General features: G+C 65.7%; 18 protein-coding genes and 1 pseudogene. 7 read left to right on the forward strand and 12 right to left on the reverse strand.

Annotated elements, in window-relative coordinates:
• Nucleotides 1–10: 10 nt before the first annotated feature.
• Nucleotides 11–1186: an acyltransferase family protein gene (locus ONR75_RS12810; protein ID WP_265082927.1), complete on the reverse strand. Its 1176-nt coding sequence runs from the start codon at nucleotides 1184–1186 to the stop codon at nucleotides 11–13.
• 232 nt (nucleotides 1187–1418) lie between these two features.
• The gene (locus ONR75_RS12815) at nucleotides 1419–1781 is read right to left on the reverse strand and encodes a DUF427 domain-containing protein (protein WP_265082928.1); all 363 of its coding nucleotides are present in this window, start codon (nucleotides 1779–1781) and stop codon (nucleotides 1419–1421) included.
• Nucleotides 1782–1955: 174 nt separating this feature from the next.
• On the opposite strand from ONR75_RS12815, the gene ONR75_RS12820 reads away from it, so the two are divergent.
• The gene (locus ONR75_RS12820) at nucleotides 1956–2189 is read left to right on the forward strand and encodes a BolA family protein (RefSeq protein ID WP_265082929.1); all 234 of its coding nucleotides are present in this window, start codon (nucleotides 1956–1958) and stop codon (nucleotides 2187–2189) included.
• Between the two features lie 157 nt (nucleotides 2190–2346).
• Here ONR75_RS12820 and egtD read toward each other — a convergent pair whose 3' ends face one another.
• Complete coding sequence (gene egtD / locus ONR75_RS12825) at nucleotides 2347–3315, reverse strand: L-histidine N(alpha)-methyltransferase (RefSeq protein ID WP_265082930.1); 969 nt, start codon at nucleotides 3313–3315, stop codon at nucleotides 2347–2349.
• A 42-nt stretch (nucleotides 3316–3357) separates the two neighbouring features.
• Entirely contained in the window at nucleotides 3358–4614 is a 1257-nt protein-coding gene (gene egtB / locus ONR75_RS12830) for an ergothioneine biosynthesis protein EgtB (RefSeq protein ID WP_265082931.1), read from the reverse strand.
• A gap of 330 nt (nucleotides 4615–4944) precedes the next feature.
• Between egtB and grxD the strand changes: the two genes are divergently transcribed.
• The 3 genes and pseudogenes from grxD to ONR75_RS12845 all read left to right on the forward strand — a co-directional run bounded on the left by grxD (nucleotide 4945) and on the right by ONR75_RS12845 (nucleotide 7995).
• Nucleotides 4945–5277, forward strand: coding sequence for a Grx4 family monothiol glutaredoxin (gene grxD, locus ONR75_RS12835; RefSeq protein ID WP_265082932.1), 333 nt, complete (start codon nucleotides 4945–4947; stop codon nucleotides 5275–5277).
• Nucleotides 5278–5454: 177 nt separating this feature from the next.
• Nucleotides 5455–6741 carry a serine hydrolase domain-containing protein gene (locus tag ONR75_RS12840; RefSeq protein ID WP_265082933.1) on the forward strand — a complete coding sequence of 429 codons (1287 nt, stop codon included), beginning with the start codon at nucleotides 5455–5457 and terminating at the stop codon, nucleotides 6739–6741.
• A pseudogene (locus ONR75_RS12845) lies at nucleotides 6722–7995 on the forward strand (serine hydrolase domain-containing protein). The gene ONR75_RS12840 and the pseudogene ONR75_RS12845 overlap by 20 nt, the downstream one beginning before the upstream one ends.
• 185 nt (nucleotides 7996–8180) lie before the next feature.
• Here the strand turns inward: ONR75_RS12845 and ONR75_RS12850 are convergent.
• The 6 genes from ONR75_RS12850 to murI all read right to left on the reverse strand — a co-directional run bounded on the left by ONR75_RS12850 (nucleotide 8181) and on the right by murI (nucleotide 13356).
• Nucleotides 8181–9248, reverse strand: coding sequence for a threonine aldolase family protein (locus ONR75_RS12850; protein ID WP_265082934.1), 1068 nt, complete (start codon nucleotides 9246–9248; stop codon nucleotides 8181–8183).
• A gap of 280 nt (nucleotides 9249–9528) precedes the next feature.
• Nucleotides 9529–10146 carry a 30S ribosomal protein S4 gene (gene rpsD, locus ONR75_RS12855; RefSeq protein WP_265082935.1) on the reverse strand — a complete coding sequence of 206 codons (618 nt, stop codon included), beginning with the start codon at nucleotides 10144–10146 and terminating at the stop codon, nucleotides 9529–9531.
• Nucleotides 10147–10395: 249 nt separating this feature from the next.
• The gene (locus ONR75_RS12860; RefSeq protein WP_265083639.1) at nucleotides 10396–11172 is read right to left on the reverse strand and encodes an acyltransferase; all 777 of its coding nucleotides are present in this window, start codon (nucleotides 11170–11172) and stop codon (nucleotides 10396–10398) included.
• Nucleotides 11173–11293: 121 nt separating this feature from the next.
• On the reverse strand, nucleotides 11294–12064 hold the full coding sequence (locus tag ONR75_RS12865; RefSeq protein WP_265082936.1) for an HpcH/HpaI aldolase family protein: 771 nt from the start codon (nucleotides 12062–12064) through the stop codon (nucleotides 11294–11296).
• 18 nt (nucleotides 12065–12082) lie between these two features.
• Nucleotides 12083–12481: a cupin domain-containing protein gene (locus ONR75_RS12870; protein ID WP_265083640.1), complete on the reverse strand. Its 399-nt coding sequence runs from the start codon at nucleotides 12479–12481 to the stop codon at nucleotides 12083–12085.
• Between the two features lie 80 nt (nucleotides 12482–12561).
• Nucleotides 12562–13356, reverse strand: a complete 795-nt coding sequence (murI, locus tag ONR75_RS12875) for a glutamate racemase (RefSeq protein ID WP_265082937.1) — start codon at nucleotides 13354–13356, stop codon at nucleotides 12562–12564.
• 270 nt (nucleotides 13357–13626) lie between these two features.
• Between murI and ONR75_RS12880 the strand changes: the two genes are divergently transcribed.
• Complete coding sequence (locus ONR75_RS12880) at nucleotides 13627–16050, forward strand: DUF2235 domain-containing protein (protein ID WP_265082938.1); 2424 nt, start codon at nucleotides 13627–13629, stop codon at nucleotides 16048–16050.
• A gap of 4 nt (nucleotides 16051–16054) precedes the next feature.
• Here the strand turns inward: ONR75_RS12880 and ONR75_RS12885 are convergent, their stop codons facing one another.
• The gene (locus tag ONR75_RS12885) at nucleotides 16055–16603 is read right to left on the reverse strand and encodes an MOSC domain-containing protein (protein ID WP_413776515.1); all 549 of its coding nucleotides are present in this window, start codon (nucleotides 16601–16603) and stop codon (nucleotides 16055–16057) included.
• Nucleotides 16604–16785: 182 nt separating this feature from the next.
• Nucleotides 16786–18093: an adenylosuccinate lyase gene (gene purB, locus ONR75_RS12890; RefSeq protein WP_265082939.1), complete on the reverse strand. Its 1308-nt coding sequence runs from the start codon at nucleotides 18091–18093 to the stop codon at nucleotides 16786–16788.
• A gap of 178 nt (nucleotides 18094–18271) precedes the next feature.
• On the opposite strand from purB, the gene ONR75_RS12895 reads away from it, so the two are divergent.
• Nucleotides 18272–19012, forward strand: a complete 741-nt coding sequence (locus ONR75_RS12895) for a metallophosphoesterase family protein (RefSeq protein ID WP_265082940.1) — start codon at nucleotides 18272–18274, stop codon at nucleotides 19010–19012.
• 3 nt (nucleotides 19013–19015) lie between these two features.
• Entirely contained in the window at nucleotides 19016–20431 is a 1416-nt protein-coding gene (locus ONR75_RS12900) for a serine/threonine protein kinase (protein ID WP_265082941.1), read from the forward strand.
• The last annotated feature ends 69 nt before the right edge of the window (nucleotides 20432–20500 follow it).

The following is a 20500-nucleotide window of genomic DNA, read 5'->3' on the forward strand; positions in this document are numbered from 1 at the left end:
GGATGTCGCATTACAGCACGCGCCGGGCGCCGGGTATCCTGCGCAGCATCACCGTCACGCCCCAACTGATCGCCAGCGTGCCGGCAAAGACGATCAGCGCTTTCGGGATCGCGCCGAGCGCGGTCACGTCGAGCAGGGCGTATTGCAGCCACAGCACCGGGATGTAATGTACCACATAGATGCCGTAGGCGTCGTCGCGGAGGGGATCGAAGATGCTCTTGTCGCGCTGGCCGAAGCGCAGGAACAGCGCCAGCACGGCGACGCAGATCAGCGAGCAGGCCACCGCATAGATCACGCCGTAGCTCGACTGCCACCAGAATGGGGGCGCGCCCGCGAGGTTGGCGAGCTTCATGCGCCGGAAATCGATCAGCCAGGCCAGTGCGCCGAACGCTACCGCGGCGGCGATGAGCCACACCCACCAGCGCCGCGCCAGCGCGCCGGTGCCGGCCAGCAGGCCGCGGTCGAGATGCGCGGCGCCGATCCCCATGCCGGCGAAGAAGAACACGCCATAGAGAACGGTGCGGCTGAGCTGCACCTGCAGCGGCCCCCAGTTGAACCAGCGGACGGCGCCGACCTCGAACAGCATCGGGACATAAGCCACGATCGAGACCAGCGCGAGAACGCCTGCGAAGCGCACTGGGCGCTGGAACGAGGCCAGCGACAGCCGGTTGATGGCGTCGATCACGCCTGGCGCGAAATAGAACACCGGAATTGCCACGAGGTCGAGGAACAGCAGGTACCAGATGAACCAGCCAGGCCCGTCGAACCAGATGCCCTGCTTGAAGTTGCCGAGCCAGAACTCCACAAATCCGGCCTTGTTGCTGGAGAGCTTGAACGAGGCGTAATAGGCGATCGGCATCAGCACGAAGATCATCGCCAGGAACGGCAGGCCGAGCCGCAGCGCGCGGTCGCGCAAGAAGTTGCCGACGCCCTTGCGCGCCAGCGAGCCCGCGACGAACAGGCCCGACAGCAGGAACATCAGGCACATGAAGAACGCGTCGTTGAACAGCGTCAGGACGTTGAAGCCGAACCAGCGCTGGCTGTCGACGATCGGCGCGGTCGACCACAGATAGTGGTTGGGATAATAGCGCCCGAAGGCGGTGTAGGCGACCACCGCGTGGTTCGCCAGCACCAGCAGCGTGATGAAGGTGCGGGCGCGGTCCAGCGCTGCGTTGCGGTCTGACATGTGATCGATTGCCCCGATGTGTCGCGAACCTGATTATGGCAAATCAGGCATGCCATGTCATGCCGGGGCGCGAGGCGCGAGGCGCGAGCGAACCTCAGCAGCTCCAATCGGAGTGCGGGGAATCCCTGGATGTTCAAAACAATTCGAGATCCCGGGTCTGCGCCATCCGGCTTCGCCGGCTGTCGCAGCCCGGGATGGCGGGCTGAAGGCCGTCATTCTTCGAACGACGACTTCAGCCCGCCACTTCCTCGATGGTCACTTTGTCGGGATAGAAGGCGAGGTGGCCGGCGATTTCGGCCATGGCCGGAAACGGCGTTTCATAGGTCCAGATCGCGTTCTCCATCGTCTTGCCGCCGGCACTGACGCTGTAATAATTGGCGTCGCCCTTGTAGGGGCAATGGGTGACGCGGTCGGTCCGCGCCAGCAGCGCCATGTCGGCGTCGGCGCGGGGGATGTACTGGACCGCCGGGTAGCTTGCCTCTTTCAGCGTCAGCGCATGGTTCGTTTCGGCGATCACCACGCCGCCGGCGGTGACCCGGACGCGCTTGGGATTGGCGGTGATGGCGATGGGATGGTCGGGGCCGGGCAATTTCATGGGGTCTGCTCCTGCGGTCGGTCGATCGGATCGGGTCGGCGGCACCGTTTTCGGCGCGCCGGAACCTTCGATATAGTATCTGAATGGGTGACGCAGAAGGGCGTCCGCGTTAAGTTCGACACCCGGCGCGGCGATCGCCTGCCGCGAGATCGGACCGTGCTGGAGACGACCTGAATGCCGATGGATGCCCACGATATCGAGGCCATGATCAAGGCCGCGCTGCCCGACGCCGAGGTGACGATCCGCGACCTTGCCGGCGACGGCGACCATTACGCGGCCACCGTGATCTCCGAATCCTTCCGCGGCAAGTCGCGGGTGGCGCAGCACCAGATCGTCTACCAGTCGCTGAAGGGCCAGATGGGCGGCGTGCTGCATGCGCTGGCGCTGCAGACAGGTGTGCCGGAGTAAATCCGCTCGATTGTCGTCACCCGCGAAGGCGGGTGACCCAGTAAACATCGGCTGACGTGACGATCACCGGCGCCGGTGTTTACTGGGTCGCCCGGTCCTGGCGCGCAATTGCGCGCCTGGCCGGGCGATGACAGCCCAGCGCGATGCGCGCGCTTTCTTAGTTCTCCGCCACCAATGCATGCACCGAGAACATCTTGGCGTCGTCGGTCCATGATGTCTTCGGGGTCCAGCCGGAGCCGCGCGCCAGGGCTGTGAAGCGGTCGAGGCTGTATTTGTAGCTGCTTTCGGTGTGGATGCTTTCGCCGGCGCGGAACGAGAAGCTGTGGCCGAGCACGCGCACGGTCTGCGGATTCTTGGCGATCAGGTGCATCTCGATGCGGTGGCGTTCGCGGTTGTAGATCGCCCGGTGCGTAAAGCCCGACAGGTCGAAATTGCCGCCGAGCTCGCGGTTGATGCGCACCAGCAGGTTCTTGTTGAACGCACCGGTGACGCCGGCGGCGTCGTTATAGGCGGCGTGCAGCAGGCGCTCGTCCTTCTCCAGATCGATGCCGATCACCAGCAGCGCGCCGGGTCCGAGAATCTCGCGGGCACTACGCAGAAAGGCGCAAGCCTCGTGCGGTTCGAAATTGCCCAGCGTCGATCCCGGGAAAAATCCGACCTTCGGCATCGCGCTGACGGCGTCGGGCAGCGCAAACGGGGCGGTGAAGTCCGCGGTAACCGGATAGACGTCGAGATCGGGAAAATCCGCGCGCAGCTCGGCGGCCTGGGCGTTGAGGAAGTCGCCGGAGATGTCCACCGGCACATAGGCGGCGAATTCGCACTGGTCGAGCAGCAGCCGCACCTTGGTCGTGGCGCCGGCGCCGAATTCCACCAGCGCCGCGCCCCTGGGAATGATGCCGTGAATATCGGCGCCGCGCGCACGCAGGATCGCCAGCTCGGTGCGGGTCGGGTAATATTCCGGCAGTTTGGTGATCTGCTCGAACAGCTCGGAGCCGGCGGCGTCGTAGAAATATTTCGGCGACAGCTTCTTCGGACTTTGCGACAGCGCCTGGATCAGGTCGGATGCGAAAGCCGACGTATTCTCATCGTGCTGATGCGGCGTTGCCAGTGGGGCATGCACATTCATGACGGTCTCCTGAACGCGTTCAACGCGCCGTTAAGTTGAGTATCAGCCGACGTAGTCGGCGAGGCGAAGTCCGGTGAATTGCCAGCGGTGGTGGGGATAGAAGAAATTGCGATAGGACAGACGGCTGTGGCCGTCCGGCGTGGCCAGCGATGAACCGCGCAGGACTAGTTGATTGACCATGAACTTGCCGTTGTATTCGCCGAGCGCGCCCTCGATGGCGCGGTAGCCGGGATAGGGCGAATAGGAACTGCGCGTCCATTGCCAGACCAGCCCGAAGGCATCGTTGAGCCCGCCGGCGCGAGCGGCGACCTCCCATTCCATCTCGGTCGGAAGATGCTTGCCGCTCCAGCGGGCAAAGGCGTCGGCCTCGTAATAGCTGACGTGGCAGACCGGCGCGTGGGGATCGATCGGCTGCAGCCCGGCCAGCGTCATGATCCGCCATTCGCCGTCGATCTTGCGCCAGTGACCGGGCGCCTGCCATTCCTCGCGCGCGGCGGCAGCAAAGCCGTCCATCAGCCACAGCGTTGCGGTGTCGTAACCGCCGGCCTTCATGAACTGCAGCCACTCGCCGTTGGTGACGAGGTTGCGTGCGAGCTTGACCGGCCCGACCAGCGCGCGATGCGCCGGCTTTTCGTTGTCGAAATGAAATGTCTCGCTCTGATGCCCGATGGTGTGGATGCCTTCGGTCAGCGTCAGCCAGGGATCCCCTGAGGTCGTTGAAACCGGGAATTGCCAGGCGGCATCGTAGGCCGGCGGGATCGGGTTCTGCGCGAAGGCATGCAGGATGTCGGTCAGCATCAGTTCCTGGTGCTGCTGCTCGTGGTTGAGGCCAACCTCCAGCAGCGGCACCAGCGAGGCCAGCTTGGCGTCGTCGGTCGTGTCGAAGAACCTGATGACGGCCGCGTCGACGTGCCGGCGATACGCCGTCACTTCATCGGCACCGGGGCGAGTGAGGTGGCCACGCTGGGCGCGGGCGTGACGCGGGCCTGCGGAGACGTAATAGGAGTTGAACAGGTAGGCGTAGTCGGGATGGCACGGCTTGTAGCCCGGGCTGTGCTCGCCGAGCAGAAACTGCTCCCAGAACCAGGTGACATGGGCACGGTGCCATTTCGCCGGGCTGGCGTCGGGCATGGACTGCACCAGCTGGTCCTCAGGGGACAGCGGCGCGGCGCGGCGTTCGGTTTCGTTGCGGACGGCGAGAAAGGCTTCGCCCAGTCGCCGGGCCAGCGAACCAGATCCGGAAGACAATGACGCGGCCGGGGCGGCCAGCGCGGCCGCGGCTGAAGCTGGATTCGTCACGAAAATCTCCGGTTTCGTAGAGAACGTTGCTTTCACGCAAGGGTTCCGCGGTCGGCCTGTCCTAAATAGGACGTCCGGCGCGTTATAAAAGGCTCGCGGTCATATGATTGATCGGGCCGGCCGGGGGCCAAGGCCCGCGTCGGCGGAATGCGCGGGAGCCCGCCCGGGCAGCCCGGCTCTCTATCATTTGCCCCCCCCGGCGCGGCTATCCCTTGGTTTTGCTCCGGTTTCCGGGCATTTTCCTTGGGATGCACAAATCTTTGGGCTACCTATATGACATGACAGGTGGGCCGAGCCGCCCGGTGGCTGGGCCGCAACGAGGACGCGATCATGAGCATTGACCAATTCATCGACAATGAAGTGAAGACCAACGACGTGGTGCTGTTCATGAAGGGCACGCCGCAGTTTCCGCAGTGCGGCTTTTCCGGCCAGGTGGTGCAGATCCTCGATCACGTCGGCGTCGGCTACAAGGGCCTCAACGTGCTCGAATCGGCCGACCTGCGCGACGGCATCAAGACCTATTCGAACTGGCCGACGATTCCGCAGCTTTACGTCAAGGGCGAGTTCGTCGGCGGCTGCGACATCATCCGCGAGATGTTCCAGGCCGGCGAGTTGCAGGCCCTGCTGGCCGAAAAAGGCGTGATCAGCGCGCCGGCAACCTGAGCCTGACCGGTCGCGGGTTCGGCGCGACGCAACTCGGCGTCGCCGCCGCCGGTATCACTACGCTGCTTAGCGCTGATGCTGTCGTCGTGCCCCTCCAATGGTCGCTGGCGTTTGTGACACCCCTTGTCTGAGCGGGCGCGGGCGTTACAATTCCGTCATCTGATGGAAAGCCTGGTGATGAATTTGCGGCGTGCAACGCGCTCCCTGCTGTGCGGAGCGCTGTTGCTGGTTGCGCCGGCATCCGCGACCCGGGCCGAAGGTCTTTTCGAAATTCCGCCCGGCGCGCGGTTCTCGCAGGAGAAGCTGGCACGGATCGGCGAGTTCTTCCGCAACGAGATCGACCACGCCCGCATACCCGGCGCGGTGATCCTGATCCAGCAGCACGGCAAGCCGGTGTACACGCAGGCGTTCGGCATGCGCGACCTGGCGTCCGACCTGCCGATGACGCAAGACACCATCTTTCGTCTGCATTCGATGACCAAGCCGATCACCTCGGTGGCGGCCATGATGCTGGTCGACCAGGGCCGGCTGAAGCTCGACGATCCCGTCTCGAAATACATCCCGTCCTTTGCCGACGCCAAGGTCGGCGTCGAGAAGACGGTCGAGGAAGGCGAGAAGGCGCTGGCGATCGAGCCGCTGACGCGGCCGATCACCGTGCGCGACCTGATGCTGCATACGTCCGGCATTACCTACGGCTTCTACGGCCAGGGCATGGTCCGCCGCGTCTATGGCAATGCCAGCATCTATGACGGCGATTTCGACAACGCCGAATTCGCCGAGCGCATCGCCGACCTGCCGCTGCAGGAGCAGCCCGGCACGCTGTGGGACTACGGCCACTCCACCGACGTGCTCGGCCGCGTCATCGAGGTGGTCTCAGGCAAGTCGCTGCTCAAATTCGAGCAGGAGGCGTTGCTCGGCCCGCTCGGGATGACCGACACCGGGTTCTTCATCGCCGATCGCGCCAAGCGCTTCATGATGGCGCAGCCGATGCCGTGGGACACCGACTTCCGCGTCGGCTTCGACAGCGGACCCGATCGCTTCATGAAATGGGAATCCGGCGGCGGTGGCATGCACACCACCGTGGGCGACTTCGCCCGCTTCGCGCAAATGATCCTGAACGGCGGTACGCTGGACGGCCGGCGTTATCTCAGTCCCGAAGCCTTCAAGGAAATGACCTCCGATCACATCGGCAAGGAGTCCGGCGTCAAGCGCGACGTGCTGTATTTCCCCGGCGACGGCTTCGGCTTCGGCTACGGCTTCGGCGTGCGTACCGATCCCGGCAATGCCAGGCCGCCGCCGCCGGGTTCGCTGGGCGAACTGAAATGGGATGGCGCCAGCGGCTGCTATTTCGTCATCGATCGCAAGCAGGATTTCTTCTTCGTGCTGCTGGAGCAGACGCCCTCGGAGCGCCAGCGCATCCAGGCGACGGTCAAACGGTTGATCTATGAAGCGCTGGAGAATTAGCGCCGCGCGCCTCGCCGCGGCGTTGGCCGTCGGGCTGACGCTGCTCGCCGCCGCATCGCTGCGCACGGCGTGGGCCGAAGCGCCGGCGCGCACGTTGTCGACGGCCAGGCTCGCCGCGCTCAACGACTATTTCGGTAACGAGATCGGCAGCGGCAAGATTCCCGGCGCCGTGGTGCTGGTGCAGCAGCACGGCAAGGCGGTCTATGCGGAGTCGTTCGGCAAGCGCGATGGCGCCAACCCGATGACGCCGGACAGCATCTTCCGGCTGTATTCCATGTCGAAACCGGTCACCTCGGTGGCCGCGATGATGCTGGTGGAAGAGGGCGGGCTGAAGCTCGACGATCCCGTGTCGAAGTTCATTCCGGCCTTTGCCGACGCAAAGGTCGGCATCGACCGCAAGGGCGGCGACGAGCATGCTACGTCGGCCGTCGTGCCGCTGCGCCGTCCGATCACGATCGCGGACCTGCTGCGCCACACTTCCGGCATCACCTATGGCTTCTACGGCGACGATGCGGCGCGGCGGCGCTATGCGCAGATCGGTCTGTTCCAGCGCGATTTCGACAATGCCGAACTGGCCGACCGCATCGCGAAGCTTCCGCTGGCCGAGCAGCCAGGCACGCTGTGGGACTACGGCCACTCCACCGACGTGCTCGGCCGCGTCATCGAGGGGTGTCGGGACAGAGCCTGTACGTTTTCCTGAAGACGCGGCTGCTCGACCCGCTGGGGATGGTCGATACGTCATTCTACGTCACCGATGAAGCCAAGCGCGGGCGCATCGCCGAGCCGTTTCCGGGCGATCGGATGATCGGACCGGTGATCGGCATGCATGACCCGCTGGACGTCCGGCGCTGGCAGGCCGGCGGTTCCGGCCTGGTCGGCACGCTCGGCGACTATGCGCGCTTCGCACAGATGCTGCTCGATGGCGGCGTCTATGAGGGCCGGCGCTATCTGCGCGCCGAGACGGTCGCGCTGATGACCGCGGACCATGTCGGCCCGGGCAGCGGCGTCAAGCGCGACTACTACTACTTCCCCGGCAACGGCAGCGGTTTCGGCTATGGCTTCGCGGTACGAACCAAGGAACTGCCGAGCGAGCCCGGCCCGGTCGGCGAGTATCGCTGGGACGGCGTCGGCGGCACTTTCTTCTGGATCGATCCGCGCGACGACATGTTCGTTGTCGTGATGATGCAGGCGCCGTCGCAGCGTGTGCGCATCGAGGCGGACGTGCGGAAGATTGTGTATGGGGCAGTGGAGTAGGGCAGCCACCTCTGCGTCGCTTCCGTCACCAAACACTCCGTTGTCATCACCCGCGAAAGCGGGTGATCCAGTAGACGCTGTCGACGCGGATTGATCGCCGACGGCGGTGTCTACTGGGTCGCCCGGTCCAGGCGCGCAATTGCGCGCCCGGCCGGACGATGACAGTTGAGTGTTTGGCGGCGAGGTTACGCCGTCCTGACGATCTCGCGCACCAGCCCCAGCGTCTCCTCGATCATCTCCTGTGTCACATCCAGATGCGTACACGCGCGGATGCGGCCGTCCATGGTGGCGAGCAGCACGCCGCGCGCGCGCAAGGCGGCGACCATGGCCGCGCCCGTGACGCCGGCGCCTGCAGGATCAAAGAACACCAGATTGGTCTCCGGCTGCTGCACTACAATGCCGGGGATTTGCGACAGGCCGCCGGCCAGTGCGCGGGCGTTGGCGTGGTCGTCTGCGAGCCGCTCGACGTGGTGATCGAGCGAATACAGGCAGCCCGCAGCACTGATGCCGGCCTGGCGCATCGCGCCGCCCAGCCGCTGCTTCCAGCGCCAGACCTCGTCGATGAAGTCGCGCGAGCCGGCCATTGCGGCGCCCAGGGGCGCGCCGAGGCCTTTGGTGAAATCGAGCCACACCGAGTCCCAGCCGTCCGACATCTCGCGCGCGCTGATGCCAGTGGCGACGCAGGCATTCAACAGCCGCGCGCCATCCATATGGGTGGCCATGCCGTGCTCGCGGGCGATCGTCGTGACCGCGTCGAGCGCGGTCTTCTTCCAGACCGTGCCGCCGCCGATGTTGGCGGTCTGCTCGACGCTGACCAGGGTCTGCGGCGGCTCGTAGCGGCTGCGCGGGTGCAGCGCACCGCGCAGCGCCTCGGGCGTGAACTGGCCGTCGGCGCCGGGTACGGCAGTGACCTGGAAGCCGCCGAGCGCGGCATGGGCGCCGCCCTCGCGGCTGATCAGATGCGCGGTGGGGTGCGCCAGGATCTCGTCGCCGCGCCGGCAATGCACCAGGGTTGCGGCAACATTGCACATGGTGCCCGACGGCATGAACACCGCAGCCTCCTTGCCGAGCAGTTCGGCAACGCGCGCGCACAGCGCGTTGACCGTGGGGTCGTCGCCGATCTGCTCGTCGCCGACCTCGGCGCGGGCCATCGCGTCGCGCATCGCAGCGGTCGGGCGGGTCTGGGTGTCCGATAGGAGATTGATGCGGACCGGCGTGGCGTTCGGGTCCGTCGGCGTCGGCGTGTAGGTCATGGGGGTTCTCGGTCTTGCATATCGAAGCGACGTGAGAGCCGCCTGCGTCACCACATACTCCGTTGTCATCACCCGCGAAAGCGGGGGATCCAGTGGACGGCGGTGGTGCGGCGCCATCGCTGGCGCCTGCGTTTACTGGATCGCCCGGTCCTGGCGCGCAATTGCGCGCCTGGCCGGGCGATGACAGTGGAGGATGTGGCGCGGACGACGGAAGATCATTGGCCCAACAAAAAAGGCCCCGGAAAATCCGGGGCCTTGATCTCGTGATCGCTGCTGAAACTTAGCGCGAATAGAATTCGACGATCAGATGCGGTTCCATCTGCACGGCGAACGGAACGTCCGACAGCACCGGGATGCGGATGAACTTGGCGGTCATCTTGCCGTGGTCGGTTTCGACGTAGTCCGGGGTGTCGCGCTCGCCGAGGGTCGAGGCTTCGAGCACGAAAGCGAGCTGCTTCGAGGATTCCTTGACCTCGATGAGGTCGCCGACCTTGACCTTGTAGGAAGCGATGTTGACGCGCTTGCCGTTCACCTTGATGTGGCCGTGGTTGATGAACTGACGGGCCGCGAACATGGTGGCGACGAACTTGGCGCGATACACTACGGTGTCGAGGCGGCGCTCGAGCAGGCCGATCAGGTTTTCACCGGTGTCGCCCTTCATGCGGCCGGCTTCCACGTAGATGGAGTGGAACTGGCGCTCGGAGATGTTGGCGTAATAGCCCTTCAGCTTCTGCTTGGCGCGCAGCTGCACGCCGAAGTCTGAGAGCTTGCCCTTGCGGCGCTGGCCATGCTGGCCGGGGCCGTATTCGCGCTTGTTGACCGGAGATTTGGGACGACCCCAAATGTTCTGGCCCATGCGGCGGTCGATTTTGTATTTAGCTTCACTACGCTTGGTCATCGCGTCCTCGATGTTGAGAGAGAATGAGGAGACGCGCCCTCCTGTGTACCGGAGAATTCCGGTACCGACAGGTTCATCCTCAAGCTGAGGGAGAACCACGGGTGCGAAACGCAACGCGGGCCGAAAACGGCCCGCGAGCAAGCGGGTTCTAGGAACAACGGCCCGATATGTCAATTGAAAGACGGGCGCGGGAAGCCGGAAAACGGCCGTCCGGGATGTTCGGCCGGGCCATTCTGACGCTTTTGGGCCCTAAAAGGCCACCGCCCGGACCGATTTCGTGGCCGGAGGGTAATCGGCCAGCACTTCGTCGGCAATTTCGGTATTCAGCACCTGTTCCAGCCGACTCAGGGCCTGCGCGATGATCGCGGCGTCGGTAACCCGGTGGTCCCAGCGGATCACCACTTCCATGGTCCCGTCCGGCTCCAGCGCGCCATAGCTGAGGAGGAACGGGCCGGGGCTGATCGCATCGAGATTGCCGGGGCCGAAGGCGGCCACCGAGGTGATGCCGAAATTGCCGCAGAAATTGGCGCGCTGCCGGCCGATGGCGAAGCAGCCCGCCCACAGCAGCCGGCGCAGCGGCAGCGGCAGCCGCGTCACCCGCATCAGCTTGCGGAACATCGGCACCTTCTCGATCGGCGCCGTCATGGCGTGGCGGATCAGCGCATCGATCTCGGCCAGCGTCATCGCCTCGCCGCCGCACACGCGTTGCGGCAGTACACATGGCTCGCCGCCTTCGTTGCGCGCGATGGCGATCATGCCGACGCTGCGCGGTAGTTCGTAGAAGTGCGGCCACGGCCCGCCGATAAACATCGTGCGCAGCACCGGCTCGTCCTTCGCCACGAGGCAGAATGCCTTGGTGAAGATGGCGGTCCAGCCCGGCGGATGCGCCGATCCGGCGCGGGCCGCAGCGAGCGCATCGAGTGCCAGCCGCCGCCGCAGCGCGACAAACGGCACGCGCGTCGACGCGTGCATCAGATCCATGATCAGACGGCGCGGCATTGATACTTTGCGAATCGTTCCGCGCATCTGCTGTGAAGCCCCGCCCAGGACGGCCGGGTCGTTGCCCGGCCAGCCTGTCATGTAGCATATTCAGGAGGGTTATACAGCCGCTAGTTGCGCAATCGCGATCCAGAACCGGGGCGCGGCCTTATCGCTGGATTCCTGCAAACGCCGCGGCAATACCGCGCTGGACCAGCGACCAGTCGAAACCGAGCGCCAGCGCCACATAGCCGCGCGCGATCATCGCATTGGCCTGTTCGGCCGAGCGCGCGGCGCCGCCGATCGGCACGCCGCTTTTGAGGATGCCGGTCTCGGCGCGGGCCACCAGCGCCAGCACCTCGGGATCGTCGAGCTGGCCGCGCTTGCCGATCGAGGTGGCGAGGTCGCCGATCCCGATCACTGCAACATCGATGCCCGGGACCGCCATGATCTCGTCGATGCGGTTCACAGCGTCGACATGCTCGATAGTGACCATGCAGATCATGTCGTCATCGGCGGTGGCCATGTAGTCGGGCATCGACACGTTCCAGCGGAACGGGGCATGAAACGGTCCCCACAGCCGCTCGCCGGCGGGCGGATAACGCAGGCTGCGCACGGCTTTCTCCGCATCCGCCGCGCTTGATATCATCGGAAAGTTGAGGCCCATGGCGCCGATGTCCATCGGCGCCTTCGCCAGCCACGGCTCGTTGGCGGCGATGCGCACAAGCGGCAGGCACGGCGTGCCCGCGGTCGCCATGATCATGCCGTGTGCGGTGCCGAGATCGATCGGGCCATGCTCGAGATCGACGATGATCCAGTCGAGCGACTGCGCCATGATCCGCGCCAGTTGGATGCTCGGGATGGTGGCAATGGCCCCGAAGGTCGGACGCCCCTCGCGCCATTGCTGCTTGAGGCGATGAAGCGGCGCGGGAGGCGTCATTCCGTATCCTGTATCCAGTTATTTCGGCGCCGGGGTGGCCACCGGCTTGCCGTCCTCGACGACGTAGACGGCCATCAGCTTCAATCCCTTGTCACCGGTCTTGACGTCGTGCGGCACGCCGGCAGGGACCGCGTAGGAATCGCCGGCCTTCATCATCTTGTCGGGCTGGCCTTCGACCAGCAAGGTCGCCTCGCCATCCAGTACATAGCCGGTATCCACGCCGGGATGGGTGTGCCGGCCGGCGAGCTGGTTCGGCCCGATCTCGGCGACAACGGTCACGATGTGATAGCCAGCGGGGAATTTCACGTCCTGCAGCGGCGTCCGCTTGATACCGCCCGCCGGAGCAGCGGTCTGCGCCGCCGCAGCGCCGGCGGTCACGACGATAATCGAAAGTCCGATCAAAAGGTTCCTGAGCATCATGGTCTCTCCCTGGCCGTTCTCTTCATGGAACGGATTGAGAGCAGGCTAGCAGTCCGCGATTGCGCGCGGAAGCTGGATCACGCCGGAACGGGGCTGCCGAAAAGCGGCACCAGCGCCTTGGCCAGTTGCAACGACGGCGCGCGTCCGGATGTGTAGACGAAGCTGGTGGTGGTGGTCGGCGCATTTGGCAGGGCCGGCCCGAGCAGGTCGACCACCCGCCGCGCGATTGCCGGCGCCGGATCGATCCACGCCACCGGCCACGGCGCCAGCGCGATCATGCGGTCCAGCAGCAGCGGGTAGTGCGTGCAGGCCAGCACCACGGCATCGGTGCGGAGGCCGCCGTCGTCGACGAAGCAGGGCGCGATCTCGGCCAGAATAGCGTCGTTGCCGATGGCCTCGCCGTTCAGCTCCGCCTCCGCCAGAGAGGCGAGGATGGGCGAGCCGACCAGTGTTACCGTGCAGGCCTGGGCATGGTCGCGGATCAGCGCCTTGGTATATTCGCGCTTCACGGTGGCCCGGGTGCCGAGCACCGAGACGCGCTTGGTGGTGGAGGCGGCGCAGGCTGGCTTGATCGCCGGGACGGTGCCGACGAAGGGCACGGCATAGGCGGCGCGCAGCGGCGCCATCACCGACACCGACATGGTGTTGCAGGCGATCACCACCAGGTCCGGGCGATGCGCCGCGATCAGCTCGCCCATCAGCGGCACCACCCGGGCGACGATCTCGTCCTCGCTGTGGTGGCCGTAGGGGAAGAACACGTCGTCGGCGACATAGACATAGCGCGCGTCAGGGCGCGCGCGGACGATCTCGCGCAGCACCGTGAGGCCGCCGAGGCCGGAATCGATCACCAGGATGGTTGGTTGGGTGGACACGGACACATCCTTGCCGAAGGTGGTTACTTTTGGGTTGCCGGACCATGACGCCTGCCGCGGATCCGATGCAATATGAACTCTTGTTCCGGGGCCGTCGCGGACGACAGCGCCTGATACGGTCCGGCTCTGCGAGGAGGCAAGAGATGCGGCACCGCGCCTTGGCTTCGGCGCGGAATGAACTGGAGCGCAGTCAGGTTGCGCGATTGTATCTTGTCGATGATGCAATTTCTGCTCATCATGCCTCGGCATTGACGCGCGGGGGGCACGGCGATGGCTGGAAAAAATATCGTCCTGTTGTCGGACGGCACGGGCAACAGCTCGGCCAAACTGTTTCGCACCAATGTCTGGCGGCTGTATCAGGCGCTTAATCTGTCAGATCCCTCGGCGCAGATCGCCTATTACGACGACGGTGTCGGCACCTCGTCGTTCAAGCCGCTGGCCATCCTCGGCGGCGTGTTCGGCGTCGGGCTGAAGCGCAACGTCATCGACATCTACAGTTTCTGCTGTCGCAACTATCAACCGGGCGATCGCATTTACGGCTTCGGCTTCAGCCGCGGCGCCTTCACCATCCGCGTGGTCGCCGGCCTGATCGCCCGCATCGGTCTCGTGCGCTACGACGGCAACGATGCGCAGCTGGCGCGCGATGCGGAGATTGCCTATCGCGAATATCGCAAGGTCCGCAATTACAAATCGGCGCTCACGGCGTTGATCAAGCCGCTATGGGCGCTGTGCGACTGGCTTGGTCGTGTCGTTCTGCACAAGCCGGCATTTGCCGACCTGGTCCGCACCGAAATCGAGAAGATCGATTTCATCGGCGTGTGGGACACCGTCGATGCCTATGGCGGTCCGATCGAGGAGATCACCCGGGCCATCGACTACTGGTACTGGCCGCTGACCATGCCGGACCAGTTCATGAACCACAAGATCGCCCGGGCCTGCCATGCGCTGGCGCTGGAGGAGGAGCGCGACGCGTTCCGCCCGGTGTTGTGGGACGACCGCTATGTGCGCGACGGCAAGAAGCTTTATCCGGTGGAGCAGGGCTGGGAGCCGGCGCCGCTGCCGGCGGAACGGCCGTTAGCCGAGATCGACCGCGAGCGCATCAGCCAGGTGTGGTTCGTCGGCGTGCATTCCGACATCGGCGGCGGCTATTCGCGCGACGGCCTGTCCTATACGACGCTGCGCTGGATGATGCAGCGCGCCGAGGTCCACGGGCTGCGCTATCTGCAGGTGCAGCAGACCTGGCTCGACAGCTTCGTCGATCCCTTCGACAAGCTCAACGACTCCCGTCACGGCCTCGCCGGCTACTATCGCTACCGGCCGCGCAAGCTGGTCGATATCTACAGCCAGCCGCCCTACAAGCTGAAGCTGGCCGAGGACCTGCGCCACATGCTCAACATTCTGGCGGACCGGACGGACTCCGAGCATGAAGTCAGGGCCGAACTCGCCGCGCCGGAGACGTATCGGCCGCGGCCGGCGCCAAAAATCCATCACACCGTGTTCGACCGCATCGCGCGCGGCACCGATGGCTACAGCCCGATCGTGCTGCCGGCCAGCTATGCGGTGGTGACCGACAGCGGCGCCATCATCGCCGAGAGCGGCGTCGGCGCCGCGCAGGCGCAGGCGCGCGCCGTCCGCCAGGAACGGGTGTGGGACTGGGTCTGGGCGCGGCGCGTCACCTACTTTGCCACGGTGGCTGCCTCGCTCTATCTGGCAGCGCTGCCGCTGATCAATGCCTGGCGTCCGCCGCGCGGGCCGGCCAGTCCCGCCGAGGTGGTCGTGCCGCTGATCGACATGGTCGGCGCGCTGCTGCCGGCCTTCGTCGCGCCGTGGCTGGAGGCCTTCCGCCACGCGCCCGGGCGGTTTTTGATCGGTGTCGTCGCGGTGCTTCTGCTGCTCGATCTGGGCGGCAGGATGCAGGGACGGATCCGCGACCTGATGCGGACCATCTGGCGCAGCCCGAGCAGCACGTCTCCGCCACAGCCGGCCAGCGCGGTCTACCGGCTGCGCAATGCCGGGGCCTATCGCGCGTTCTTCTATTTGCTCAAGCATTGGCTGCTGCCGACGTTCTTCGCCGCAGTGATTTTCGTGGTGCTGACCTTCGCGGTGTTCAACGTCGTCAATCGCCTGTCTTTCCTCGCCTTCGACGCGGCGGGGTCGGTCTGCACCCCCGGCGTGACGACCACCGCCGTGACGGCGACGCCGGCGACCAGACCGTTCGCGACGAAGACCTTGTGCACGGCGACCGGCCTCGCCGTGCAGGCGCAGCGCTCCTATCGGGTCACGCTGGTGGTCACCGATCCCTGGCAGGACGGCTACAAGTTCGACGAGCCCGATCCGGACAAAGCCCGCGGCATCGCCACCGGGCCGGAGGGATTCGGCCGCGACCGGATGCGGCCACTGATGTGGCTCGGCCTGCCAAGCCGGCGGCTGCTGGGCTCGAACTGGTTTGCGCCGGTGCTGCGCGTCGGCATCCGCAGTTTCGGCGAGGTGGTGCCGGCCTTCGTGCGCGAGGATCCGCCGGCGTGCCAGTGCCCGGCGACGACGCGCTACACCGCAACCTTCCGGGCGCCGAAATCCGGCGAACTGTTCGTCTATGTCAACGATACGGTGATCGGGATGCCCCGCCTGTTCGACTTGTTCTACCGCAGCAACAACAAGGGCCGCGCCGATCTGACGCTGCAGTTGGTGGAGTAGCTGCCTACACCGGCAGCAATGGCCGGTGCGCGCCTGCGGGCGGCTCGATACGGATCGGGTCGCCGGGCCGCACGTCGCCGGCTGACAGCACAATGCTCATGACGCCGGACTTGCGGATCAGCTTGCCCTCGGCGTCCTTGTCCAGCACGGCCTTCAGCAGTCCCTTCCGGAAGGCGTCGATCTGGCCGCAGGGGTGACGCAGGCCGGTGATCTCGATCACCGCCTGATCGCCGAGATGGAGTTTCGTGCCGGTGGACAGGCCGAGCAGGTCGATGCCCCCGGTAGTGATGTTCTCGCCGAGATCGCCGGGCGCGATGTCGAAGCCTTTGGTGCGCAGCTCGTCGAACAGTTCGCGGTGCATCAGATGCACCTGGCGCAGGTTCGGCGCCTCGGGATCTTTGCGCGCGAGGTAGAGGTGCGTGACCTTGGCGCCGGCATGGGCATCGCCCTCGACGCCGAGGCCCGGCAACAGGCGGACGCTGAGCGCCGGCGCCTTGCTGAAATGATGGCCGCGGCGCAGGCAGACGGCGAGGATAGCGGGCGCAAATTCTATCAGGGGTTCGGACCTTTCTTCACCTCTCCCCGCTTGCGGGGAGAGGTCGGCATTCACGCGAAGCGTGGATGCCGGGTGAGGGGACTCTCGAGTGAAACGCGGAATCCCCTCACCCGGAGCCCCTCGCTCCGCTCAGGACTCCGACCTCTCCCCGCAGGCGGGGAGAGGTTAAGAACCGGCGATCAGCTCTCTCCGAACACGCGGTTGAAGATCGTATCGACGTGCTTGAAGTGATAGCCGAGATCGAACTGTTCCTCGATCTCCGCATCCGTGAGATATTTCTTCACGCCGGCGTCCTTCTTCAGCAGCGTCTGGAAGTCGCCTTCGCCGCGCCACACCGGCATGGCGTTGCGCTGCACGAGCTTGTAGGCGTCCTCGCGCGAGGCGCCCTTCTGGGTCAGCGCGATCAGGAGGCGCTGCGAATGGACGAGGCCGCCGAGGCGGTCGAGGTTCTTCTGCATGTTGGCCGGATAGACCAGCAGTTTCTCGATCACGCCGGCCAGGCGGTTGAGCGCGAAGTCCAGCGTCACCGTGGCGTCCGGTCCGAACATGCGCTCGGCCGAGGAGTGCGAGATGTCGCGCTCGTGCCACAGCACCACGTTCTCCATGGCCGGGGTCACATAGGCGCGCACCATGCGGGCGAGGCCGGTGATGTTCTCGGTCAGCACCGGGTTGCGCTTGTGCGGCATCGCCGAGGAGCCCTTCTGGCCCTCGGAGAAGAACTCCTCCACTTCCAGCACTTCGGTGCGCTGCATGTGGCGGATCTCGGTGGCGAGGCGCTCCATGGACGAGGCAATCACGCCGAGCGTGGCGAAGTACATGGCGTGGCGATCGCGCGGGATCACCTGGGTGGAGATCGGCTCGGGGGTCAGGCCCATGGCCTTGGCCACATGGGCTTCGACGCGCGGATCGATCTGCGCGAAGGTGCCGACAGCACCGGAGATGGCGCAGGTCGCCACTTCCTTGCGCGCGGTTACGAGCCGTTCGCGGGCGCGGGTGAACTCGGCAAAGGCGTAAGCGAGCTTCAGACCGAACGTCACCGGCTCGGCATGGATGCCGTGGGAGCGGCCGATGGTCGGGGTCATCTTGTGCTCGAAGGCACGGGTCTTGAGCGCGGCCAGCAGCCGGTCAACGTCGGCGATCAGGATGTCGGCGCAGCGCGTCGGCTGCACGTTGAGGCAGGTGTCGAGCACATCCGAGGAGGTCATGCCCTGGTGCACGAAGCGCGCCTCGGGGCCGACGATCTCGGCCAGATGGGTCAGGAAGGCGATGACGTCGTGCTTGGTCTCGCGCTCGATCTCGTCGATGCGCGCCACGTCGAAGGTGGCGTCCTTGGCCTTGGCCCAGATGGTTTTCGCCGCATCCTTGGGGATCACGCCCAGTTCCGCCAGCGCATCCGCCGCATGGGCCTCGATCTCGAACCAGATCTTGAAGCGGCTCTGCGGCTCCCAGATGGCAGCCATTTCCGGACGGGTGTAGCGGGGGATCATGGAGGACTCGTGCTGTTGGGGGTTACGCCGCGCTTTAGCAGATCGGGAGGGGGAGGGAACAAGCGGATCGCCCGCCAGCGGGTTTTACCGTAAGCAGGGAGCCAGCCGGTGCGGCACCGTTTGATGTCGGTCAAACCGACCGGCCGGCTGGCCGTTATCATGCGGCAAGGGAGAAAATGTGCTGCTGGCGATCTTTGCGGATATCCATGGCAACCGGGAGGCGTTCGAGGCCTGCCTCGCTGCGGCGCGTGCGCGCGGCGCGGAGCGCATGGTGCTGCTCGGCGATTTCGTTGGCTACGGCGCCGATCCGGAATGGGTGGTCGATACCGTGATGGAACTGGTCGCGGCCGGCGCCGTGGCCGTGCAAGGCAACCACGATTATGCCGTCGGCACGCCCTCCGAGACCATGAATGCCGAGGCCCAGGCCGCCATCGAATGGACCCGCGGCCGGCTCGGCGCCGAACAGCGGCGCTTTCTCGCCGACCTGCCGCTGACCGTCGAGGATGGCGAGCGTCTCTATGTGCATTCCGAGGCCAGCCAGCCGGCCCGGTGGCGCTATGTGACCGATGTCTCCGACGCTGCGCGCTGCCTGATCGCGACCCAGGCGCATGTCACTTTCTGCGGCCACATCCACAAGCCGGCGCTGTATTCCATGTCGGTGACGGCGAAGATGACCAGCTTCGTGCCGAGCGCGGACGTCGCCGTGCCGCTGCTGCAGGGGCGGCGCTGGCTGGCGGTGATGGGCTCGGTCGGCCAGCCGCGCGACGGCAATCCGGCGGCGGCCTTCGCGCTGCTCGATACCATCAGCCGCGAGATCACCTATTGCCGCGTGCCCTACGATGTCGAGGCAGCGGCGAAGCGCATTCGCGACAATGGCCTGCCGGTCTGGCTGGCCGACCGGCTGCTGGTGGGGAGGTGAGCCATGGGGCGGCATCTGGTTGAGCCCGGCGCGGTGATCGACGGTTTTGTCGTCGGCGAATGCGTGCATCGCGGCGGTATGGCGACGCTGTGGAGTGTGACCCGGCCGGACATCGCCATGCCGCTGCTGATGAAGATCCCGCGCATTTCCGAGGGCGACGATCCCGCCGCCATCGTCGGCTTCGAGATGGAGCAGATGATCGTGCCGCGGCTGTCCGGCGTGCACGTCCCGAAATGTTTCGGTGCCGGCGATTTTGCGAAGCAGCCTTATGTGGTGATCGAGCGCATTCCCGGCGCGACGCTCTATGCGCGACTGCCGGAATTGCCGCTGCCCTATGACGAAGCCGTGGCGATCGTCGGCAAGGTGGCGGTGGCGCTGGACGAATTGCACCGGCAGAACGTCATTCATCACGACATCAAACCGAGCAGCGTGATGTTTCGCGACAGCGGTGAGGCGGTGCTGATCGATTTCGGCCTGTCGCATCACAACCAGCTGCCGGACCTGCTGCAGGAGGAATTCCGGCTGCCCTACGGCACCGCGCCCTATATGGCGCCGGAGCGGCTGCTCGGCGTGCGCGACGATCCGCGCAGCGACCTGTTTTCGCTCGGCGTGCTCTTGTACTTCTTCACCACCGGCGAACGGCCCTTTGGCGAAAGCGAAACCCTGCGCGGCATGAAGCGGCGGCTGTGGCGCGATCCGGTGCCACCGCGCAAACTGCGCGCCGACTATCCGCCCTGGCTGCAGGAGATCGTGCTGCGCTGCCTGGAGACCGAGCCCAAGTGGCGGCATCCCACCGCGGCGCAGCTGGCCTTCGATCTCGGCCATCCCGACCAGGTCAAACTCACCGCGCGTTCGGAGCGGCTCAAGCGCGATCCGCTCAGCACCGTGTGGCGCCGCCGTTTCAACGGCAATATCTCGCAGCCCAGGGCCAAGGCCGATCTCGCCGCCCAGCTCGACGCCTCGCCCATCGTGGCCATCGCGCTGGACACCACCGAAGGCGCTCCGGAGCTGAACGCGGCGCTGCGCGTCACCGCCGGCCGGATTCTCGCGACATTGCCGGCGGCGCGGCTGGCCTGTCTCAACGTGCTCAGGCTCAATCGCCTCGCCGTCGACCACACGCTTGACGAGAACCAGAGCAACAAGCACGTCGATCGCCTGGTCATGCTGAAGCACTGGGCGCAGCCGCTGAAGCTCGATCCCAACCGGCTGTCGACCCATGTGCTGGAGGCGATCGATCCGGCCGCGGCGATCCTGCAATTCGCCGACTCCAACAAGGTCGACCACATCATCATCGGCGCGCGACAGAATTCCAGGCTGCGCAGCCTGCTCGGCAGCGTGTCGGCGAAAGTCGCCGCCGAAGCCAATTGCAGCGTCACCGTGGTGCGTCCGGCCCGCGCGGCGACGCGGGACGGAGTATAGTTGTAGCCCGCATGAGCGCAGCGAGATGCGGGAATTATGGAGCGCTGCCCCGCATGTCGCTGCGCTCAT

The sequence above is a fragment of the Rhodopseudomonas sp. P2A-2r genome (assembly GCF_026015985.1).
Classification (GTDB): domain Bacteria; phylum Pseudomonadota; class Alphaproteobacteria; order Rhizobiales; family Xanthobacteraceae; genus Tardiphaga.

What these genes read in the sequence shown, in the direction of transcription:
- ONR75_RS12810 (WP_265082927.1), bottom strand. Translation starts at nt 1,186, where the DNA reads ATGTCAGACCGCAACGCAGCGCTGGACCGCGCCCGCACCTTCATCACG.
- ONR75_RS12815 (WP_265082928.1), bottom strand. Translation starts at nt 1,781, where the DNA reads ATGAAATTGCCCGGCCCCGACCATCCCATCGCCATCACCGCCAATCCC.
- ONR75_RS12820 (WP_265082929.1), top strand. Translation starts at nt 1,956, where the DNA reads ATGCCGATGGATGCCCACGATATCGAGGCCATGATCAAGGCCGCGCTG.
- egtD (WP_265082930.1), bottom strand. Translation starts at nt 3,315, where the DNA reads ATGAATGTGCATGCCCCACTGGCAACGCCGCATCAGCACGATGAGAAT.
- grxD (WP_265082932.1), top strand. Translation starts at nt 4,945, where the DNA reads ATGAGCATTGACCAATTCATCGACAATGAAGTGAAGACCAACGACGTG.
- ONR75_RS12840 (WP_265082933.1), top strand. Translation starts at nt 5,455, where the DNA reads ATGAATTTGCGGCGTGCAACGCGCTCCCTGCTGTGCGGAGCGCTGTTG.
- ONR75_RS12850 (WP_265082934.1), bottom strand. Translation starts at nt 9,248, where the DNA reads ATGACCTACACGCCGACGCCGACGGACCCGAACGCCACGCCGGTCCGC.
- rpsD (WP_265082935.1), bottom strand. Translation starts at nt 10,146, where the DNA reads ATGACCAAGCGTAGTGAAGCTAAATACAAAATCGACCGCCGCATGGGC.
- ONR75_RS12860 (WP_265083639.1), bottom strand. Translation starts at nt 11,172, where the DNA reads ATGCGCGGAACGATTCGCAAAGTATCAATGCCGCGCCGTCTGATCATG.
- ONR75_RS12865 (WP_265082936.1), bottom strand. Translation starts at nt 12,064, where the DNA reads ATGACGCCTCCCGCGCCGCTTCATCGCCTCAAGCAGCAATGGCGCGAG.
- ONR75_RS12870 (WP_265083640.1), bottom strand. Translation starts at nt 12,481, where the DNA reads ATGCTCAGGAACCTTTTGATCGGACTTTCGATTATCGTCGTGACCGCC.
- ONR75_RS12880 (WP_265082938.1), top strand. Translation starts at nt 13,627, where the DNA reads ATGGCTGGAAAAAATATCGTCCTGTTGTCGGACGGCACGGGCAACAGC.
- purB (WP_265082939.1), bottom strand. Translation starts at nt 18,093, where the DNA reads ATGATCCCCCGCTACACCCGTCCGGAAATGGCTGCCATCTGGGAGCCG.
- ONR75_RS12900 (WP_265082941.1), top strand. Translation starts at nt 19,016, where the DNA reads ATGGGGCGGCATCTGGTTGAGCCCGGCGCGGTGATCGACGGTTTTGTC.